Origin of the sequence: Candidatus Aegiribacteria sp., from assembly GCA_021108005.1 — a bacterium.
GTDB lineage: Bacteria > Fermentibacterota > Fermentibacteria > Fermentibacterales > JCC-6 > Aegiribacteria.
Map to the genome: position 1 here is coordinate 59,325 of JAIORS010000218.1, position 19,674 is coordinate 78,998.

Below are 19,674 nucleotides of genomic sequence, written 5' to 3' on the forward strand. Positions count from 1 at the left end.
TTCAGCTTCCGATCAAGGCAACAGTCAAACCGGTAAGCCCCAGCAACCAGCAGTACCAGGCAAAAACTGAGAATTTTCCAGCTTTCAGGAATCTCAGTAGAATCATGAGGGCAAAGTACCCGGTAAGCGCGGAAATAGCAAACCCGGTGATAAGCAAGAGAACATCAATACCGCTGGATACTGCATCTCCCAGCTTAAGAACCGCTGCCCCGGCAATTGCAGGTATCGAAAGGAGGAAGGAGAACCGGGCAGCCTTTTCCCTCCTTATCCCGGCAAAAAGACCGGTCGAAATGGTAAATCCAGAACGGGATATTCCAGGCAGAAGAGCCATTGCCTGAGAAAGACCCACAATGAAGCTTCCGATGAGGTTGGGGTTATCCCTGGTTCCCCTCTTCGCGAACCTTGTGCTGAAGAGAATGCAGCCGGTTACCAGCAGCATTAGCGAAACGATTACTGGATTGTCAAAGCTTTTTTCAATGGAATCCGCCAGCAGGAATCCGGCCAGGCCGGCGGGAATAGAACCTGCTATAAGCAATCCCGCGAGAACAAGTGATTCTCTCTTCCTTCTGAAAATACCAATTACAAGTTCCCCCAGGTCTTTTCTGTAAACCGCGAGAACCGCCATGAGCGTACCCAGATGAACCACGATTTCAAACGTAATATCACCCTCCGGTACTTTAAGTATCATCCCGGCAAGAGCAAGATGCCCTGAACTGGAAACCGGCAGGAATTCCGTAAGCCCCTGTATAACAGCTAATATGATTACAGATAAGAATGTCATTGTTCAAGGAACTCCCTGTGAAGAGCTCTGAGAGCTTCATCCCTGTGCCGCAAAAGAACCAGGGCTGAAATGGTGGCATGGGAGTCAACCGACTGGAGCATATCGATACCTGCTTTATCAAGAGCGGAGGAGAATTTCGCCATAACACCTTTAATCCCGTGCATACCAGCTCCTACTATGGATACCTTTGCGCAGGGCGATTTCGTCTCATGGTCAATATTGTTGCGATTGAGGACTTCAATAACCTTCTCTTTATCCTCAAGAGGAACGGTGAACATGGCTGCCGCGTCAAAAACGCTGAACATATCCATTGACACACCTGCATCCGCGACAAGACCAAATACATCTGAATAGAATTCATGCATCGAAGCGCAACTGTCTGTCCTGATTCTGAATTGCACCGCATCAGAGCCTGAAGCAACACCGGTTATGTACATTCCGCTTTTGATTACAAAGGGTTCTATTTCGGTAGCCGGTTCGCCGGTACGATGCGACTTGACCGTGATTCTGATACCCGCATCGCCTGCGATCTCAGAGGCTCGGGGATGCACAACTTTCGCCCCCTGCCAGGCCAGCTGCCTGAGGTCTTCGGAGCTTATTCTGTCTACTTCAAAGGCTTCCGGAACCTTTTCGGGGTCAGCGGTGAAAACCGAATCGATCATTTTGAAGAGCATCAACTCGTCTGCATTCAGGGCTGCGGCTATTGCTGTTGCTGTAATATCGCTGCCCCCTCTTCTGAGGATGGATATCGTTCCTTTCCTGCTCATTCCCTGGAATCCTGCCACAACGACGCAATCGTTCCCTTCGAGGGATGTCTGGAGGTATTCCTTTTCGACCGATTCCAGATCGGCACCGCAATGCTGCTCATCGGTACGCAGCCCGGCGTTCCAGCCGGTTACCGCCTTCGCGGAGATTCCCTTCTGGCGGAGCATGTCGGCAAAAACAGCTGCGGATATTATCTCTCCGCAGGCCATCAGACAGGATTTCTCACGGGGAATCGGGGATGACACAAGTTCCAGTAAAGCATCCGTAGAATAGGGATCACCATTTCTGCCCATCGCGGAAACAACGACTACAGCCCTGTGATACGATTCAAGCTCCTTTATACATAGCTCAACTGATTTGCGCCTGTCCTCTTCGGTCGCAAGGCATGTGCCGCCGAACTTCATAACGCAAAGATCACTCATTTTTTCTGCCCCGCTGCCGCTTTAACAACAAGCTCCATGAATTCCTTTCCGGTATCGTTCCAGTCGTTCATTCTTTCGGCGAACATACGGCTTTTTTCTCCCATCTGCAGCCTTAATTCTCTGTTTCTGATAAGGTTTTTCATCGCGCTCGCAAGTTTTTCAGCATTTTCCGGAGGTGTAAGAAGGCCATTTACACCGTCACGGACCAATTCAGGTATAGCCGCAATACCCGAGGCGATTACGGGCAGCCCGTACCACATCCCCTCAATAATGGACATGCCGAAAGCTTCCCAGATGGAGGGATGAACAAGTATATCGGCATTCATATAAGCCTTCTCAAGATCTTCGCCGGAAAGCTCCCCTGAAACCATTATGGAATCGGAAAGATCATTTTCTTTTATAAGATCCTGAACGCTCACAGCGTATTTTTCGTCAGATTCGATACTTCCGGCGAATTCCATTTTGTAGCTTCCCCCGTCAAGATATGTGCAGGCCTTAATCAGGACATGCTGTGCTTTCCCCGGAGAGATGCTGCCAACGCAGAGCAGCCTGACAGGCCCATCTCGCCTGCAGCGATCGGGCAGGGACACAGGGTTTTTGTTAAAACCCGGACTGATGAGACAGATACGGTCCCTGTTAATTCCGATGCCTTCAATGGCTTCTTCCGTATTACTGCTGTTAACCCAGATAACGCTCGCCATTCCAAGCAGCCATCTCACATATACTTTATACATGAATGCCTTGAGTTTATTCCCCAGCGCCATCCATTCAAGATTATGCATGAGGTAGATAACAGGAGTACAAATGAATCCTCTCATCATGCGGAGCATAGGCACGTACTGATAACTCTTGCTTACGATTACCAGATCGGGTTTCTCCCTTCGGATTTTTCCGCAGATGTACCTCGATGCCATGAACCATTTAAAAGGAAGCCCCGGGGGAACAGTTGTAAAGTGAATCATATCCACTTCAACACCATGAGCCCGGAGGTATTCCATCATTTTAAAGTTGAAGCCGTACCCTCCAGAATGGAAATCTTTCTTACCGAGCATTACAAAAATAATTCTGGCTGGAATAAGTGTTTCCTTTCATTTGCTGCTATTTACTGAATACTTGCCGAATAGCAAGTATACTTCCGGTAAGGTCATGCTGTCATAGTATGTTAGATGGTACGATTCACTGAACCTGGTTCAAACCCGGATATCTGAAGTCTCTCGCCGGGATTCAGACACCTTCCCCAGGAGTACTACATCGACAGTTATCTGCAAATTGAGTTATCAGTAGAGTCAAATGTCAAGAGTAAAGATTTGACCCCTATGTTCTTTATGAATATATTCATGTTTGGAGGTTATTCATGGGATTGAGAGAGATAAAGAAGGCCCGAGCGCGGATGTCCATACTTAAAGCTGCCAGAAGCATGTTTTTCAGTCAGGGCTTCGACGGAACAACGATAGAAGCTATTGCTGAAAAGGCCGAAGTCGCGGTGGGAACGGTATACAATTACTTCGAATCAAAAAGCGCGATTATTCTGGCGATTACCGCCGATGACACATCAGAGGCTCTTTTTGAGAAATTTCAGCTTCCCGAGTCGTGCACAGGAATTGAAGGTGTGAAGCGGTACGTAGATACTTTTATGAAAAGCCTGTCGATGTATCCGAAAAGGCTTATTCGCGAATTGATGAGAGAGGCGTGGAGTATCGACAGCACATTGTGCAACGGCCTTATCAGGCAGGATCTGACACTTCTAAACGGTCTTGTCGGTGTACTTGCGGAGCTGAAGGCGAACCACAGGATCAAACCCGATACGGATATCGAACATGCGTCGATGGTGATATACGGAACGGTGAGCACCGCGCTCATGTGGTACGCGGCGGATGAGAACAGGACTTCGGAACAGCTGATGGAATCCCTTGAGGAGATGCTTGAGGTTCTTTTCATCGGTCTCGCTCCTGAGGGGAGAAATTTGTGAAATATCCGTTAATCATCTTCGTAATGATGATCATTCCCGGTTTCATTACAGCAGCCCGTTCACAGCCTGATATCGGTGAACTGGTGCATTCCCTTGACCAGCTTTACAGAAGCGACGACAGTTACACTGAGATGTCGATGCGCATAGTAACGGAACACTGGGAACGGACACTTACGATGAAGGCGTGGTCCCACGGAACGGACAACACATTCATCAGAATACTCTCCCCAGCAAGGGAAGCCGGAATGGCAACCCTCAGGATCGGTACCGAAATGTGGAATTACCTTCCGAACACCAACAGCACAGTCAGAGTACCACCCTCGATGATGGCAGGCTCGTGGATGGGCTCGGACATCACCAACAACGACATAGTCAGAGAAATAACCTACGCTGAGGATTACACCTACTCGTACACAACAGACACAACCCTTACAGGTACTCCTGCGGAAGGCGTTGTGTACATCAAACTGGTTCCGAAACCATCCACCGCAGTGGTATGGTCAAGCATCATTTGCGCGGTGAGAACTTCTGACACAATTCCTCTCTGGGAAAAGTACTTCGACAGTCACTGTAATCCTATTAAGACTGTCACCTACTCCGATGTACAGGAAATGGGCGGCAGAACAATACCCTCGCGGATGCAGGTAATTCCCGCTGATAATGAAGATCAGAGCACAACGATAACCTGGTCCAACGCTGAATTCAACCAGGGTGTGGACGAGAATATCTTCTCCCTCAGAAACCTTCAGTCCCGGTGATATGCTCTTAAAACTGGCCTGGCGGAACGTCTTCCGTCAGAAAAGAAGAACGATTCTTACCCTTCTAACCATGACCGGCGGTTTCTTCCTCTCCTCCATTTCCATCGGGTGGATGAACGGCTCGTACGGCAGCATAATAATGTTCTTCACGAACGGCAGGACGGGGCAGATCCAGGTACACCGCAGAGGTTATCTCGAAGATCCATCCATCTATTCAACGATCAGCGATTACCGGTCGGTTGGAGCCGTCCTGGATTCCATGCCCGGCATTAGAACCTGGACGCCCAGGATCTATTCCGGAGCCCTCCTGGCGGTCAGGTCGGGGGGAGCTGTATCTGGAAATCTGTTCTCCAATTCGGCGGCAGCGTCGGTAATCGGATTGGATCCCGCGATGGAGGACGCAGCCACTGATTTCTCGAGTAACATCGTAAGCGGAGGGATGCTGACAGCTTCCGCGGCGGATTCATCCTATTTCGCCACCGGACAGATAGTACTCGGAAAGGAACTCTCCATAATTCTTAACGCTTCGGTGGGAGACTCACTTATCATGCTTTCCCAGGCTGCTGACGGCGCGAGCGCGGACAGGAAGTACGTAATTCAGGGCATTGTCAGCACAGGCAACGCCGAGATAGATAGAATCACATGTTATATAACACTGGCCGATGCCCAGATACTGTTCGCTCTTCAGGGAAAGGCGCACGAACTGGCGGTGATGACCAGTTCTTTGGGTTCAGTTGATGCTCTCACAGGAAATATATCCGCACAGCTGTCGGGAAAAGATCTTGAAATCGATTCCTGGAAAACTTTCGCGAAGGAATTCTACAACGGCATGAAGGCGGATGAATCAAGTCTTAAGGTTATGATTTTTGTAATAGTTCTTGTAGCGGCAATGGGAGTTCTCAATACGATTCTTATGATGGTTCTCGAGCGAAGGCGGGAATTCGGTGTGATGAAAGCCCTCGGCACAAAACCTGGATTTATCGTGAAGATGATAGTTCTTGAAGCGAATATCATGGGAATTTTCAGCATAATCGCAGGCAGCATACTGAGTACAGGGGGGCTTCTTTTCCTTTCGAAGCATGGTCTGACCCTTGACCCCCCCATGAATTTCGGAGGTACTGTCTTCAGCGAGATGATCGCTTCATTATCCCCGGACTGTTACTGGATCCCTGCCATCTGCGTAATCGTTACCGCTTCCACCGTAAGTTTTCTTCCGGCGCTGAAAGCCGCTCACACAAAAGCCGCGAAAACTCTGAGGACGGTTTAACATGTTCGGAAGGCTTGTGAAGTTCGCCTGGAGAAGCACCTGGAGGAATGGCAGGAGAACTGTGATAACCGGTCTTGCCGTTGGCCTGGGGCTCGGTTCAATGATCTTTTACGAAGCTCTCATGCAGGGCATGGGAGCATATATGATACAGACAACGACGAACCCCTGGATGGGGGATGCCCAGATCCACCGTAACGGATTTATGGACACCAGGAGGATTGACCTTACCGTCGAAAGACCGGATTCGGTTCTGTTCATGCTCAGACAGGATTCAACGGTAAGCGCCAGCACCCCGAGGATTCTGTCCCCCGCGTCTGCAACATCAACTACGGAAATGAAGCCTGTCACACTGATTGGCGTTGACAGTGAAACCGACCCTGCTTTGACAATGCTGGAAGCTGCTATCGATACGGGTTCTTACCTGAGTGGTGACAGCACCGAACTGATTATCGGATACAAACTGGCGGATGATCTGAACGCCGGACCTGGCGATGTGATCGTTATCACCGCTGCCCGGGCTGACAGCGGGCTATCGAGCAGCATGTTCTTCGTATCCGGTATATGCCGTTTCGGAAGTGATGACCTTGATCGATATTCCGCTTTTGTTAATCTGAACACGGCGGGCGGAATGCTCGGAATACCGGGGGATGTTCATGAAATTGCTGTCAGGTTCCCCGAATCGAAGACGGGTGCTGATACAACTATTGCTTTCTGGAGTGAATTCTCGATTTTTCGAAACAGCGCCCTCGGATGGCCGGAACTGGCGCCACAGGTCAGCGCTATGCTCAACATGGTTGACCTGGGTATGGCGGTAACTGCCATCATTCTTTTCGCTCTTGTTGTTTTTGGAATAGTCAACTCCCTGTTCATGTCCGTATACGAAAGGATGTACGAATTCGGGGTTATGAAGGCTTTGGGAACAAGGCCTGGAACCATCGGAACAATGGTGGTCCTTGAGGCTTTCTGGATCGCGGTTATCAGTACTGTAATGGGGAGCGCCATCGGCCTGCTGACGGTATGGATAACTTCGAAAACAGGTATAAACTTCGGCGAGTTCGATGTATCGGGTGTTGTATTCAACAAACCTCTGTATCCGATACTCAAACTCAGCCGGGTATGGATTTATCCCCTCTTCACCTTGATTCTTACAACGGCTGCGGGAATTTATCCGGGAATCCACGCCGGCAGACTGAACCCGGCTGAAGCAATGCGGAAAAGTTTATAGATCATGGAGATGAATATGGTTGACAATGATGTGATAGTCGCCAAAGGAATCGTTAAGACATACGATGATTCTGGCGTTCCGGTTCATGCTGTAAGGGGTGTAGACTACACTCTTGAGAAGGGTGAATTCACCGCTATAACAGGACCATCAGGTTCTGGAAAAACTACTTTTCTCAATGTTCTGGCAGGTCTCGATACGCCCACCGAGGGCAAAGTATGGCTGTCGGGAAAATTGATCTCAGAGATGAGCGGAAAAGAGCTCTCCAACTTCAGAAGGGATCATATTGGCTTCGTATTTCAGGCCTATAACCTGTTTCCTGTACTTACGGTAGAGGAAAATGTTGAATATGTAATGCTGCTCCAGGGGATTCCTCCCGCTGAACGCCACGACAGAGTAATGGATATCCTTGAAAAAGTAGGGATAGCCGAATACGTTGGCCGGCTTCCCCGAAAGCTTTCTGGCGGCCAGCAGCAGAGGGTGGCGGTGGCCAGAGCAGTCGTTTCGCATCCTTCCCTTGTTATAGCGGATGAGCCCACCGCGAACCTCGATTCAAAAACCAGCGGAGCCCTGCTTGATATGATGAGGAAGTTGAACGAGGAAACCGGTATGACTTTCCTTTTCTCAACCCATGACGAGATTGTCATGCAGAGGGCTAAAAAAATCGTCGTTCTGAGGGATGGAAAGCTTGACGGAAGCGCTCCTCCGGAAAACTTAAAATGAAATCTATCGTGTTCTTCTCTTTTATGCTGTCCGTATTCACCGGAGCAACCGCCAGCACAATCGAAATATCAGGTGTTCTGAAGCCGGAGTTCTCAATTACGGATCAACCCTTTCCGGACTCCTCACTTCGGTATCTGTTCCAGTCTCCCCTGAGGCTCATGGTTCATCACAGAACAGGTGAGATCAGCATGAACATCGCATGGACACTGTGTCCTTCCGCCGGCAACCCGGCACTCAGCGGTTCAGCTGGAACACATATATTCAGAGTTGCCGACATTGAAGCCAGAATACTTCCTTCGAACTGGGACGGCACTGAATCGTTCAGCATAATCCAGAATCCTGACAGACTGAACATCTCGCTGAGAACGTCCGTAGCAACGTTGACAGCTGGGAGGCAGGCAATTTACTGGGGAGTTGCCAAATCTGTCAGCCCCACGGATTTCATCGCCCCTTTCCAGTACGGAACGATGAATACCGATTACAGAACGGGTGTTGACGCTGTAAGATCGATTTTCCCTCTTGGCATTATGTCTGAACTTGACGCAGGGTACGTTTTCGGGAAGGATGCCGGATTCACAGACAGCGGCTGCTGGCTTCGTGGCAGATTCTATCTGTTCCGGACGGATGCCACTCTTCTCGCAGCATGCTTCAGAGAAAATCTCATGGTCGGAGGAAGCTTAAACCGTACCCTTGGAGGTGGAACCGGATGGATGGAATGCGCCATCGTATCCACGAACTTTTTCTCTCATAATGATACGGAGGGTGAGAATACTTTCTTTAGTCTTTCGGCGGGATACGACAGAAGCTGGTTCAATGCCGTCCTTTATGGATTTCTGGAATACCATTTCAATTCCTCCGGATCGGATGACTCTGCGGATTACATTGACATCATCACAAACCCGGCATGGACGAACGGCGGGATCTATCTCCTGGGAAAACATTATCTCAGCCCGGGTATCAGCTGGACGGTGACACCGCTTCTGGGCTTCACAGGCCAGATATTGGTTAACCTTACCGATGGTTCCGCCTATCTTTCTATGACCGGCGAATACGATGTTCTGCAGAATACTGTCATGAATGCGGGAGTATCCACTGGACTGGGAAGGACATCAGAGAATCCAGCCGTGAACATAAGATCCGAATTCGGATCCTGGCCCGGGTATTACTTCCTTTCAGTCGGATACTACTTTTGAAACTTTCTTAAATAAACCAGACTATTGCGCAGTATCCCACGGGCGTTTATCTTCAAGAATGCTTGGAGGTATCGAATGAGAACTGTCCGAATTCTTTCGCTGATAACTTTATGCTTCGTAGTTGATTCCGTTATAGCTAGTTCTCTTCCTTTTTCCCGCCCGGGATTGATTGATATCCCAACGGCTACCATCTTGCAACACACTCAAATAGGATTTGGCGGATCGTTTACCGCCTTCAGTTACGAGAACGCCGACAGCACTTCTGAAAACGATTTTGCCATTGCGGGCCACCTTGAATTCGGCCTGTTCGACAGGGGTCAGGTTGGGATAACATGGCTTGGAAGCGCGGGATTATCCGCCGACGCAAGAGTAATCGCTATAAATGAGGGAACACATGTCCCTGCCATAGCAGTCGGTTGTCAGAATATCACAGGCGAGGAAAATTACGAATTCTTCCGGAATACCAATGACAGCCTTTACAAATATGGGGAATCGCAGAATTTCTCAGCCTACATAGTGTTTTCAAAGGACTTTAAATACTTCTCCGAAATACCTTTATGCATTCATCTTGGTTACGGCATCGGCAGGTTCCTGCAGAGTAAGGATTTCGATTCAAGCGGGATCTCAAATCCCATAAAAGGGGCTTTCGGCGGGCTTGAATACCAACCCGCCCGGAACGTATCGATAATGCTGGAATGGGATGGAAGAGATGCCAATATCGGAGCGGGATACGTACTGAACGATAATGTCCGTTTCCTTGGGGCAGTGACGGAACTTGAACAGCTTATCCTGAGCGACAGAAATCACTCGGATGTCATGCAGAACATCAAATTCGGTTTCGGAGTGGAAATTACACTCGGACCTTTCTTCAACCGTACAACCCTTACTCCCTTCGAGGAGCTAACACGGACTTACGATGCGGAACTGCTCCGGAAACTTGAGGAAATAAGGTCTCATGCCAGAGAAGATATAGAGAATTTGAAAAGGGATATCCACTGATCAATCCCGGTCATAATTCAGGGTCTCTATTAAAAAACTCACTGGCCCACTGAAAATCACAACCTGCGTTGAAAGCAGCCTTCATATCAGCATCACGATCTCCGACAAAAAGAACTTTCTCGGGAGAGGTTCCGTAGAGTTTCATTAGACGGTTAAGCATCTCGGGTTCAGGTTTCCGACAGCCGCAGTCGCTGTGCGGAATGTGAGGGCAGATCTCTATAGTTTTCTCAGCAGGGCTGAAACCGAAAGCGTCTCGGAATGTATCCTCAAGGAGTGCTACAGCGGTACTCTCACTGAAGTAACCAACGCCCACTCCTCCCTGGTTGCTGGCAATGCCATACCCTATGCCGGATTCTTCTCCGGGATGCGCCCAGTTGAAGCCTGCGAGCATCTCGATTACACCCGGATAAAGCTTCCATTCACCTGTCCTGTTGGGGCATGGCTGCCCCTCAACCGTACAGTACCTGAGAGTTCCGTCAGCATCGAAAATTATTAGATCGTATTCCATATTCTCCCCCGGGCAGGTTTCGGTCAATACTAAAATATCTTGAAGAACACTGTCCTGTTAACGCTAAAATATCAACTCGGATGGAAATGGCAAACATTGTCTTGCGGATCAACTTCTGTCCTTATGCCACCTGTCCAGTTTCACGTACAGGCAGGGCAGAACAACCAGCGTAAGAACAGTGGCCACCGCCAGGCCTCCGGCAACGGTTCTTGCCATGGGAGCCCACATCACTGAACTTTCCGTAGCCCCAATGGCCAGAGGCATGAGCGCAAGAATTGTGGTTATCGCGGTCATAAGAATGGGGCGCATCCTTTTTCTTCCGGCGATAATTATCGCCTCCCTGGATGACAACCCATCTTTCCTTCTCAGTTGATTCGCGTAATCAATGAAGACAATACCGTTGTTCACAACTATTCCCGCGAGCATAAGCAGGCCTATAAGTGAGGTCAGTCCCAGGGTTGTTCCGGTCAGGAGCAGAGTCCAGATAACTCCGATCAGGGCCAGTGGAATTTCGACGATAATGATAAATGGCTCAAGGAGTGATTCGAACTGTGATGCCATAACCATGTAAACGAGGATTATCGCAACAGCGATGGCGATTGCCATGCTTCCGAAAGCCTCACCTCTGTCCTTTATATCACCAATTATCTCGTATCTGTGGCCGCCCAGATTAAGTGTATCCATCATAACTTCAACATCGGCCGCTACTTCACCAAGGGCTCTATCGCTGATCCTGCATGTAATTTCCACTGTCCTCGTTCTGTTCCTTCTTCCTATTTCTTCGGGAACCAGAGTGTTATGGAAGCTGCCCCATGCATCAAGGGGCATGCCGTACGCTATCAGTCCCGATACAGCTTCCCTGCTCGATCTTCCCTCCTCCGCGTAACGAATGTTAACATCGTACTCCCGGCTGTTTTCCGTATATGTTGTAGCATCCAGCCCCAGCAGGCCGATGGTGACTTCTGACCCTATCCTGGCCGGAGATTGCCCTTTTAACAAAAGTATATTCTCATCGGGTACGAAATCAAGCTGTAAAAGCTGATTCTCAAGGGAGGATGAAATGTCGACCGTTCCGGGAATACGGCTTATTTCCGATGTAACCAATTCCCCGATTCCTCGAAGTTCATCCAGATCCGTCCCGTAGATGACTATGCTTACCGGAAACTCGTTACCGATAGGCATTCCGCTTGAAAGGCTGTATTCGATACCCGGAACTTCGTTCAACAGATCACGAATAGCCGCATCGTAGTATTCAATGCTTCTGGAGCGTTCACTCTCCCTGACGAAGAAAAGATTTATTTCCCCGTTCGCGGAGGATGAGGAACCGAAAAGGGCGCTGATACCCTCCTGCTTGCCAACGTTCATATATGAATTCCCAAGATCGCCCGGTTGTATTATCTCGAGTATCCTACTTTCAATCTCCACAAACAGGCTGTCCGTGAATTCAAGACCTGTCCCGGGAGCAAGTCTTATATCGATGTCTATGAGGCCCTCCTTCGGTTCCGGGAGGTAAGTTTTTGGAATGAATCCCATCATGATAATCGATATTATGAAAACCAGTATCACCGGAATGAAAACGAATTTTGAATGTTCGGTGAACCAGCCTATCGACCTGGAATATCTCTCCTCGAACCTGTTCAGCCATCCCTCTATCCTTGTTGAAAGCGAACGCTGTGAATGAGGTTTGATCAGGTTTTTAGCTCTTGACGCAAGCAGAGGTATAAGTGACTGTGAAACGAACAGTGATATGAAGAGGGCGGCCGCGATTGTAAGGCTCAGGTCCCTGAATATCTGCCCCGTCATTCCGGGCACGAACAACATGGGAATGAATACGGCAACAGTCGTGAGTGTTGATGCTGTTACAGCCATTCCAACCTGTGCCGCTCCGTGTTCCGCAGCTTTTGCCCGGTCTTCGCCCTTCCTTCGCCATCTGTGAATGTTCTCAAGTACGACAACCGAGTTATCAACAATCATACCGATCGAAATGCTCAGTCCCGCGAGGGACATGATGTTAAGACTCACCCCGAGCAGGTACATCACAGCAAAAGTCGCCACGAATGAAAGAGGCATGGAAAGGCTGATTATCCCCGCGTTGGATACAGAGCCCAGAAAGAAAGTGAGTACCGCAGCGGCTAGAATAACAGCCTGGATCGCAGTCATCATGAGGTCTTTCATGGATCCTGTTATGAAACGCTCCTGGCTGTAGATTATCTCGGTTTCCAGTGTCCCCGCATAGTCCTCCGAAAGATCCTCAATTGCCGATTCAAGCCTGCCGCATGTATTAACAGTGTTCGCGTCCGAACTCCTTCTGAAAACAAGCAGTATCGCCTCGCCCTGGTTAAGGTGGGTGTAGTCAATCTGTTCAGCATGACTGTCAATAACCTCAGCTACCTCTTCAAGCCTTACCGGTCTTCCGCTGCGCTGACCTATCACCAGTTCCCTGATACTGCTGAGATCATCGAACCCGGATTTAACACTGACGGCAAATTCCATGTCACCATCATCTATATCACCACCGGGCTGATCTCCCCCTACAGCGCTGAGAGCACCGTATATCCGGGCAATGGGAATTCCAGTTTCAGCAAGCAGGGCAGGATCGACTTCTACGTTTATCTGCCTGACGTAACCACCGCTGACATTGATGGAAGAGATACCCTCTACCCTCCCCAGCCTCGGAGTGATCTCTTCATCAACAAGGTTTCGCAGCTGGGTTCCATTCATCATTTCGCTGCTGCAAGTCATCATTATAAGCGGCTTGCTGCTGGATTCCATGGTCATTATCACCGGGTCGCTGGAACCTTCGGGAAGCTTGCTTTTCACATTTTCAACAGCGTCCCTTACGTCCGTTTCAACCTGATCGATATCGGCACTGTTCTCAACTTCCAGTGTAATCATACTTACACCGTTTTTGGAAATGGAAACAATCGTTTCAATTCCCTCAACACCGGAAACCGCGTCTTCGATTATCTCGGTAATAAGCCCTTCGACTTCCGAAGGACCCGCCCCGGGAAGAACGGTAATGACAGCTATCTTGCCAAGGTCTACTTTGGGGAAGTAATCGATGCCAAGCTGTGTTACGGCAAAGAGGCCGGCGCCCGCCATGATAATGAAGATCATAAGGAAGGTAATTTTCCGTTTAACGACAAGTCCGGGAAGACTCATTACCGCACCACCTTTACGTGTGAGCCATTGGCAACCAGATGATGACCAAGAAAAATAACCGAGTCTCCGGGTTCGACTCCTGCCGATATTTCAAAATCCGTTCTACAGGGACGATCAAAACTGCATTGTCACGAACAAGCGCCACTTCCCATAAGGACTCATCTTCATGAAGCAGCACCCGAAGGGGTAGAACAATCGTATTCTCCGAGGTTTCAAGCCCGATGGTCGCCGTACCTGTCATCCCTGAGCGAAGCCTGCCTGAATCATCATGATATTGCGCCATAACTGAAACCAGCCCCGATACCGGATCCACAGAGGATGAGAAGGATATTACCTCTCCGGGGAAAAGCTCTCCGGGATAGTGCGAAGTGGAAAAGACAAGAGGCAGCCCTTCGGCTAGATACTGAAGATGACGTCCTGCGATCAGAAGTTCAGATTTCATGACACCGCTGTCCGTAATCGAAACAAGAGGCCCTGAAGAAACGTACCCTTCCTTTGCCCAGACCCTGGTGACAGTGCCGCTGAAAGGGGCGAGTATCTTTCCGCTCTCCGCCATGCTCCTTGCGTTTTCGTATCCCGCGAAAGCCTGTCTTTCTGTTGCTGCCGAAGCAGCTGATGTGGACACAGCCATTTCGTATTCGATTTCACTGATAGCTCCGTCAATTCTAAGTCTCTCAGCTCTATGAAGGTCATCTTCGGCGTTCGACGCCAATGTTCTGGCGGCCGTAAGCTGTGCTGATGAAGCTGAAACAGCGCTGCTGTACTGCTGATCGGTGGAAAGCTCTACTAGAATTTCTCCCTCCCGAACTTCATCACCTTCGTTGACGGTAACTTCCAGTATTCTTCCCGGGCTCATCGAAGTGATAATCGCCTCGCTGCTTGATTCGAGCCTGCAGGCAGCCACAACCGTAGAACTTATCACCTGCGGTTCCGGCACAATTACCGTAACGGGAATGAGCTTTTCGGCAATTTCTTCCTTCTGACCGCAGGATATCAACATAAGGAGAGTAAATAGAAAAATAACAGTATTCCTTCTCATTTCTTTCCTGCCATTCCATCAATAAGGATTTTTCCGACCGAGTCTATGAATTTCTCGTTTATTTCATTCGTACTCATGTCTTCGTCGAACCATACGGAAATCCTGTTCCGGGACATGAACCACATCTCGCAGATGGACATGAAACAGACAACGAACATTCTGGGGTCTACGTCAGCCCTGAATATTCCCTTTTCCTGCAGCTTCTTAAGCTTTTTAACGACTTCATTTCTCACTTCGGGGGGAGGACATATCCACATTGACTGTTCGGCGTTCAGCCATGCCAGCATCCTTACGAACTGGGGGTTACTCCTGAGAAATTCAAAATACGTGGTATGATTCTTCTTCGTCCTTACCGCCTCCAGGCCGCCGGATAGAATGGATGAAACCATCTCTATCATCCTCTCTGGAAGTCTGGCATCGAATACTCTTCTATGAATTACTTCGTCCCAAAGCTCCCTTTTTGATGCGAAGTAGTGGTAAAGAAGGCTTTTTGCCACATGTGCCTTTTCAGCGATGCTCTTCATTGATGAGCCTGAGAATCCTCTTTCTACGAAAATGCCCTCGGCGGCATTAAGGATTTCATCTTTTGTACTCATGATTCACTCATTTCTATTTGACTGACCGTTCAGTCAGTAATAATAACAAAATGAGATTTGTCAAGAAGCACTAACTCGCATCCATTACAAGTTCTCATATCGAAGCGCTGCAGTAGAGTATTTGTGATGGATGCGGGTTGATGCATGGGATTATGTGAGTTCAGCTATCCTGTTCCTGTTTCGATTCAGGATGTTCCGCAATGTAATCAAGATAGACTTTTGAAGATGCCATTTCAGGCAGAATTCCCTGATGAACCAGTTCTTCAAGATTGTTCAGAATAATTCCGATTTCGGGAAATGATCCCGTGTCCCCGCCAGTTCTTTTCATAAGAATTTTTCCCAGATCCACGGGAAGCACCCTCCTTCGGGTGTCGGGCACAAGCCTGCGCAGTCTTTCCCTCAGTTCAGCCATTCTCGTGAGCCCGACGGAAGCGTAAGTTTCTGCATGTGCGGCGATATCCGCTGAAGCAAGATCCAGCAGAAGATCGAGGTATTCTCCGCATTCACCGGCAAGCTTTCTCACTGCCCTGTCGGACCATTCGTTTGAGTAAAGAACAGGCCTCATATGATTCTTCACCAGGAAAGATACGCATTTCCTTTCCTTTTTTGAGAATCTGAACCTCTCGGCCGTTTCAACCGCGCAATCGGAGCCTGCTTTCTCGTGGCCGTAGAAATGTACATTTCCATCTTCATCAACCGTTCTGCGAAAAGGTTTTCCAATGTCATGCATAAGGGCTGCCCATCGAAGGCATCGGTTACCGGCAGTGTTCTTCACCACGTCCAGTGTATGCTCCCAGACATCTCCGTAATGAGCCCTGCCCTGAGATGCTCCATTTAAAGAGAACATCGATGTAAACTGCGGGATTAAATCCTGAAGAACTCCCGTTTCCCTCATAAGCTGCAGAACTCCGGAAACCTCTTCACCATCTGCGGCTGTAAGCAGTGAATCCATTTCCATCTTCCAGCGTTCCCTGGATATGTCCATAATCGCTGAGTGGTGCTTTTCAATTGCCTCAAGGGCTTTATCGTCTATTGAGAACCCCAGGCGGCAGGCGAAGCGGAATGCCCGAAGCATCCGAAGGGGGTCTTCCCTGAAGGTTTCTTCCGGATCCAGTGGAGTCCTGATCATTTTGTCCTTCAGATCCTGCAGTCCCCCCAGGGGATCGATAATTCTGCCATTTTCATCCATAGCCATCGCGTTTATCGTGAAGTCCCTCCTTACAAGGTCTTCCTCAAGATTTCTGCCGAAGACAACCTCAGGATGGCGGGATCCTTTCCGATAACTCTCCTTGCACCTGTAGGTGGTTATCTGAACCTCTACAGGGCCTGTATCATCGTTTATGACTGCTGCTACCGTACCGAATTCTATTCCGATGGGAATCGCCCTGTAGCCTCCTGATTCAAGAATACTCTTCGTCACTTCGGGTCTTGCTCCCGTGGAATAATCGTAATCCGCGGTTTCTCTTCCCAGCAGACGGTCCCTTACGTAACCGCCTACCAGATAGAGCTCTTCCCCGTTTTTGCGGAACAGTTCGAACAGTTTCTTAAACAATTCTTCTGACTCCGATCAAAGAAAACAAAGTTTTTCACTTCAGCTATCCGGATTATACGAAAAATGTTTATCTTCCGTAGAACGTGAAAGGACAGGCTTTGTCAATACTGTCAACAGCATGGAAACAGATCAGGGAAGCCGCGGGGGTCAGCTTCATACTTTTTCGTATAATGGTTCCCGTTGTCATCGCTGTTAAGGTTCTTGGTGAGCTTGATCTGATAAAGTACATTGCCGCAGCCTTCGCACCCTTAATGAGCCTTGCGGGCCTGCCCGGCGAGATGGGACTCGTATGGGCGACCGCCGTGATAACCAACATGTACGGCGGGATCGTAGTATTCGCCTCTATCGCCCCCGGCCTTCACATGTCAACGGCTCAGATAACCGTTATAGCCTGCATGATTCTCGTTGCTCACTCCATGCCGGTCGAAACCACTATCGCCAGAAAAACCGGTGTGAGGGTACGCTTCATGGTTCCCTTCAGACTTCTTTGCGCGCTCCTTCTGGGATTTATCCTTAACACCGCTTATTCTCTGGGAGGGTTCCTTCAGGAGGAGGGACGGATACTCTGGGAAGCGTCGCCCGTCAATGACAGTCCGGGTTCCTGGGGTCTTTCGCAGCTGCAGAATCTCGCGGCTATTTTCCTTATAGTGCTTGTGCTTATCATCCTCACGAAAATTCTGGACAGGCTTGGTATAACCAGGCTCATGAACAGAATTCTTGAACCTGTTCTTACTTCGATGGGTATCGGAAAATCCGCTTCCACAGTTACGATACTCGGCATGGTTCTGGGCATTTCCTACGGAGGAGGGCTGATTATCCGGGATATAAACTCGGGAAAGCTTTCCAACAGGGATGTTTTCTTCTCCATGTCCCTTATGGGGCTCTCACACGCTATTGTTGAGGATACTCTTCTGATGATGTCCCTTGGTGGAAATATTTCGGGTGTTCTCTTCGCCAGAATCGCTTTCACATGGATTGTCATTTCAGGATTGGTTCTCCTTGTCAGGAAAATGTCCGATAATTCTTTTTACCGGTACTTCTTCAGAAGATAGGAAGGGGAACAACACTGGCAACACCGATTAAAGGTCCGAGAACCAGGGCCGGTGCCTGCAGATTCGCGGTCGGGGGTGTCCGGCTGGAACCGGGGCAGGATACTGCGAAAGCCATTGAAGAGCTGATTCGTTACTGCCGTATGCGTAAAGCCAGCCATGTGAGCTGGGCCTGTCGCATTGTTCGGAATGATAGAATTGACGACATGAAGGGTGACGGAGGCGAGAGAGGCGCCGGGAATGTTATCCTTGATGTACTGCGTAAATCCTCTACCGAGAATGTCCTTGTAGCCGTCGCAAGATGGTACGGAGGAAAACACCTTGGGGGACTGCGTTTCCGTATCTACAGGAAGCTTACGGTGGAGATGATCGAACAACTCCAATCCGCAAAAACCATCACTTAATATTCCCAGTCAATTCTGGGGCTTGGAAGCCGGAGTATCCTGTCCAGTTTTCGAATCAGCTTTTCCGGCCCTTCCAGATCATCCGTTACGCAAAGCCCTGTCGCGGGTCTTGCCCCAATCCACATCCTTGAAAATGCGCCAACCGAAGCTTCCAGCACGGGAAGAGATCTGTCGTGCCCCTTCTCGCCATGTGATTCGGGCCCCAGTGTGACTATGTAGCTGCCGGATATTCCGTGCCACGGAGCGTCCTGTTCAAGATAATCCTCAATGGGATCACTCAGTTTAAGGTTGAAGGGTACGGGATCCCCATGAAGTATGGTTTCCTCAAGACACTTCTCCAGGTTGCATATACGAATCTGCCAGTATGCGGATGATCTGTTTGTGGCTTCGTATTTGGATTTCTCGGTTTTTCTGTTGTTTCTGAAAGGAGTCTTCAGAAGATCCTGTATCTGAATTGCCGCTGTTTCGTTGAGTTTCACCAGATGGACCTGATCCCCCAGATTCTTAATAAGCCCGAGAAGCTCCAGGAACTGAAAGTAATCTCCATAGCACATCCAGTAGATATCGTAAGGGCCGTTTTCACCCATAGCGGATCCACACCAGAAATGATGTGAGAGCAGCTCGTTGTCGGCGTCCATGTACCCGAGACCGAAACCGTTTTTACTCCACTGCATCTCGGCTCTCGTTGTTTCTTCGCGAATGAGGGAGGTGTTACCGTGAACTTGCATCCGTCCCAGCCTGGACCTGTGCACCAGTTCCCAGTCATCCTTCGTAAGACGCCTCGGAGGAGGGGGATTTACATTTAAGCTCAGAGAAGCAGGATCAAACCCGATAACTGTTTCGTAAGGTCCCGATCCGAATCCGAGTTTGTCATAAAATCCCTGTTCGAACATTCCCAGTCCCGCCACCTCAGCCCCCTCGGCAACATCAAGGGCTATCAGTTCCGCGGTAAGCTTCCCGGCAAGTCCTCTTCTCCGTCCAGCGTAACTTGTTGTTACTCCGCATACTGCAGAAAGGGGAATATCCTTTTCAAGATATCTCACCCGGCCAGGTGTTGAGACAACAAGGGCTTCCGTCTCACCGTTTATGTCACCTACCAGAGCGCGGCAGCCCTCAAGGAATATATCCATGGCCTTTTCATGCTCCTCGTTCTCAATCCAGGCTACCTCCCGCCAGATTCTGTGACAGGCTTCCAAATCCTTATTCGGATCGAATTTTCTATGTATCATTACTTATTTATGCTCCATTCAAAGATGGAAGTAGAC

Annotated in this window: 18 protein-coding genes; 9 read left to right on the forward strand and 9 right to left on the reverse strand. The window is 49.2% G+C overall.

Annotation, left to right across the window (positions count from 1 at the left end; genetic code table 11):
- Position 1: 1 nt before the first annotated feature.
- The 3 genes from K8S15_13870 to K8S15_13880 are packed head-to-tail and all read right to left on the reverse strand — an operon-like array spanning position 2 to position 3,020.
- The gene (locus K8S15_13870) at positions 2-781 is read right to left on the reverse strand and encodes an undecaprenyl-diphosphate phosphatase (GenBank protein ID MCD4777120.1); all 780 of its coding nucleotides are present in this window, start codon (positions 779-781) and stop codon (positions 2-4) included.
- A complete protein-coding gene (locus K8S15_13875) occupies positions 778-1,968 on the reverse strand; it encodes an aspartate kinase (GenBank protein ID MCD4777121.1) in 1,191 nt (396 codons plus the stop codon). The genes K8S15_13870 and K8S15_13875 overlap by 4 nt, the downstream gene beginning before the upstream one ends.
- Positions 1,965-3,020, reverse strand: coding sequence for a glycosyltransferase family 4 protein (locus K8S15_13880; GenBank protein ID MCD4777122.1), 1,056 nt, complete (start codon positions 3,018-3,020; stop codon positions 1,965-1,967). The genes K8S15_13875 and K8S15_13880 overlap by 4 nt, the downstream gene beginning before the upstream one ends.
- 338 nt (positions 3,021-3,358) lie before the next feature.
- On the opposite strand from K8S15_13880, the gene K8S15_13885 reads away from it, so the two are divergent.
- The 7 genes from K8S15_13885 (at position 3,359) to K8S15_13915 (ending at position 10,099) form a co-directional block, all read left to right on the forward strand.
- Positions 3,359-3,937 carry a TetR/AcrR family transcriptional regulator gene (locus K8S15_13885; protein MCD4777123.1) on the forward strand — a complete coding sequence of 193 codons (579 nt, stop codon included), beginning with the start codon at positions 3,359-3,361 and terminating at the stop codon, positions 3,935-3,937.
- Positions 3,934-4,695 carry an outer membrane lipoprotein-sorting protein gene (locus K8S15_13890; protein MCD4777124.1) on the forward strand — a complete coding sequence of 254 codons (762 nt, stop codon included), beginning with the start codon at positions 3,934-3,936 and terminating at the stop codon, positions 4,693-4,695. The genes K8S15_13885 and K8S15_13890 overlap by 4 nt, the downstream gene beginning before the upstream one ends.
- A gap of 1 nt (position 4,696) precedes the next feature.
- Positions 4,697-5,962 carry an FtsX-like permease family protein gene (locus K8S15_13895; GenBank protein ID MCD4777125.1) on the forward strand — a complete coding sequence of 422 codons (1,266 nt, stop codon included), beginning with the start codon at positions 4,697-4,699 and terminating at the stop codon, positions 5,960-5,962.
- A 1-nt stretch (position 5,963) separates the two neighbouring features.
- Complete coding sequence (locus K8S15_13900) at positions 5,964-7,187, forward strand: FtsX-like permease family protein (protein MCD4777126.1); 1,224 nt, start codon at positions 5,964-5,966, stop codon at positions 7,185-7,187.
- 15 nt (positions 7,188-7,202) lie between these two features.
- A complete protein-coding gene (locus tag K8S15_13905; GenBank protein MCD4777127.1) occupies positions 7,203-7,907 on the forward strand; it encodes an ABC transporter ATP-binding protein in 705 nt (234 codons plus the stop codon).
- Complete coding sequence (locus tag K8S15_13910; GenBank protein ID MCD4777128.1) at positions 7,904-9,100, forward strand: hypothetical protein; 1,197 nt, start codon at positions 7,904-7,906, stop codon at positions 9,098-9,100. Before K8S15_13905 ends, K8S15_13910 begins: the two co-directional genes overlap by 4 nt.
- A 75-nt stretch (positions 9,101-9,175) precedes the next feature.
- Positions 9,176-10,099: a YjbH domain-containing protein gene (locus K8S15_13915; GenBank protein ID MCD4777129.1), complete on the forward strand. Its 924-nt coding sequence runs from the start codon at positions 9,176-9,178 to the stop codon at positions 10,097-10,099.
- A 10-nt stretch (positions 10,100-10,109) separates the two neighbouring features.
- On the opposite strand, the gene K8S15_13920 is transcribed toward K8S15_13915, so the two are convergent.
- The 5 genes from K8S15_13920 to K8S15_13940 all read right to left on the reverse strand — a co-directional run bounded on the left by K8S15_13920 (position 10,110) and on the right by K8S15_13940 (position 16,956).
- Positions 10,110-10,607, reverse strand: a complete 498-nt coding sequence (locus K8S15_13920) for an HAD-IIIA family hydrolase (protein MCD4777130.1) — start codon at positions 10,605-10,607, stop codon at positions 10,110-10,112.
- Positions 10,608-10,715: 108 nt separating this feature from the next.
- Positions 10,716-13,769, reverse strand: a complete 3,054-nt coding sequence (locus K8S15_13925; GenBank protein MCD4777131.1) for an efflux RND transporter permease subunit — start codon at positions 13,767-13,769, stop codon at positions 10,716-10,718.
- 13 nt (positions 13,770-13,782) lie between these two features.
- Complete coding sequence (locus tag K8S15_13930) at positions 13,783-14,808, reverse strand: efflux RND transporter periplasmic adaptor subunit (GenBank protein ID MCD4777132.1); 1,026 nt, start codon at positions 14,806-14,808, stop codon at positions 13,783-13,785.
- Positions 14,805-15,404 carry a TetR/AcrR family transcriptional regulator gene (locus K8S15_13935; GenBank protein MCD4777133.1) on the reverse strand — a complete coding sequence of 200 codons (600 nt, stop codon included), beginning with the start codon at positions 15,402-15,404 and terminating at the stop codon, positions 14,805-14,807. The genes K8S15_13930 and K8S15_13935 overlap by 4 nt, the downstream gene beginning before the upstream one ends.
- 160 nt (positions 15,405-15,564) lie before the next feature.
- Entirely contained in the window at positions 15,565-16,956 is a 1,392-nt protein-coding gene (locus K8S15_13940; protein ID MCD4777134.1) for a CCA tRNA nucleotidyltransferase, read from the reverse strand.
- A gap of 98 nt (positions 16,957-17,054) precedes the next feature.
- Here K8S15_13940 and K8S15_13945 point away from each other — a divergent pair, with 98 nt between their 5' ends.
- The gene (locus K8S15_13945) at positions 17,055-18,008 is read left to right on the forward strand and encodes a hypothetical protein (protein ID MCD4777135.1); all 954 of its coding nucleotides are present in this window, start codon (positions 17,055-17,057) and stop codon (positions 18,006-18,008) included.
- Entirely contained in the window at positions 18,005-18,409 is a 405-nt protein-coding gene (locus K8S15_13950) for a YigZ family protein (GenBank protein MCD4777136.1), read from the forward strand. Before K8S15_13945 ends, K8S15_13950 begins: the two co-directional genes overlap by 4 nt.
- On the opposite strand, the gene K8S15_13955 is transcribed toward K8S15_13950, so the two are convergent.
- Complete coding sequence (locus K8S15_13955; protein MCD4777137.1) at positions 18,406-19,638, reverse strand: GNAT family N-acetyltransferase; 1,233 nt, start codon at positions 19,636-19,638, stop codon at positions 18,406-18,408. The genes K8S15_13950 and K8S15_13955 overlap by 4 nt on opposite strands.
- Between the last annotated feature and the right edge of the window lie 36 nt (positions 19,639-19,674).

Bases quoted from the DNA above. Each gene is read 5' to 3' on its own strand.
- K8S15_13870 (MCD4777120.1), bottom strand. From the start codon at position 781: ATGACATTCTTATCTGTAATCATATTAGCTGTTATACAGGGGCTTACG.
- K8S15_13875 (MCD4777121.1), bottom strand. From the start codon at position 1,968: ATGAGTGATCTTTGCGTTATGAAGTTCGGCGGCACATGCCTTGCGACC.
- K8S15_13880 (MCD4777122.1), bottom strand. From the start codon at position 3,020: ATGCTCGGTAAGAAAGATTTCCATTCTGGAGGGTACGGCTTCAACTTT.
- K8S15_13885 (MCD4777123.1), top strand. From the start codon at position 3,359: ATGTCCATACTTAAAGCTGCCAGAAGCATGTTTTTCAGTCAGGGCTTC.
- K8S15_13895 (MCD4777125.1), top strand. From the start codon at position 4,697: ATGCTCTTAAAACTGGCCTGGCGGAACGTCTTCCGTCAGAAAAGAAGA.
- K8S15_13900 (MCD4777126.1), top strand. From the start codon at position 5,964: ATGTTCGGAAGGCTTGTGAAGTTCGCCTGGAGAAGCACCTGGAGGAAT.
- K8S15_13905 (MCD4777127.1), top strand. From the start codon at position 7,203: ATGGTTGACAATGATGTGATAGTCGCCAAAGGAATCGTTAAGACATAC.
- K8S15_13910 (MCD4777128.1), top strand. From the start codon at position 7,904: ATGAAATCTATCGTGTTCTTCTCTTTTATGCTGTCCGTATTCACCGGA.
- K8S15_13915 (MCD4777129.1), top strand. From the start codon at position 9,176: ATGAGAACTGTCCGAATTCTTTCGCTGATAACTTTATGCTTCGTAGTT.
- K8S15_13920 (MCD4777130.1), bottom strand. From the start codon at position 10,607: ATGGAATACGATCTAATAATTTTCGATGCTGACGGAACTCTCAGGTAC.
- K8S15_13925 (MCD4777131.1), bottom strand. From the start codon at position 13,769: ATGAGTCTTCCCGGACTTGTCGTTAAACGGAAAATTACCTTCCTTATG.
- K8S15_13930 (MCD4777132.1), bottom strand. From the start codon at position 14,808: ATGAGAAGGAATACTGTTATTTTTCTATTTACTCTCCTTATGTTGATA.
- K8S15_13935 (MCD4777133.1), bottom strand. From the start codon at position 15,404: ATGAGTACAAAAGATGAAATCCTTAATGCCGCCGAGGGCATTTTCGTA.
- K8S15_13955 (MCD4777137.1), bottom strand. From the start codon at position 19,638: ATGATACATAGAAAATTCGATCCGAATAAGGATTTGGAAGCCTGTCAC.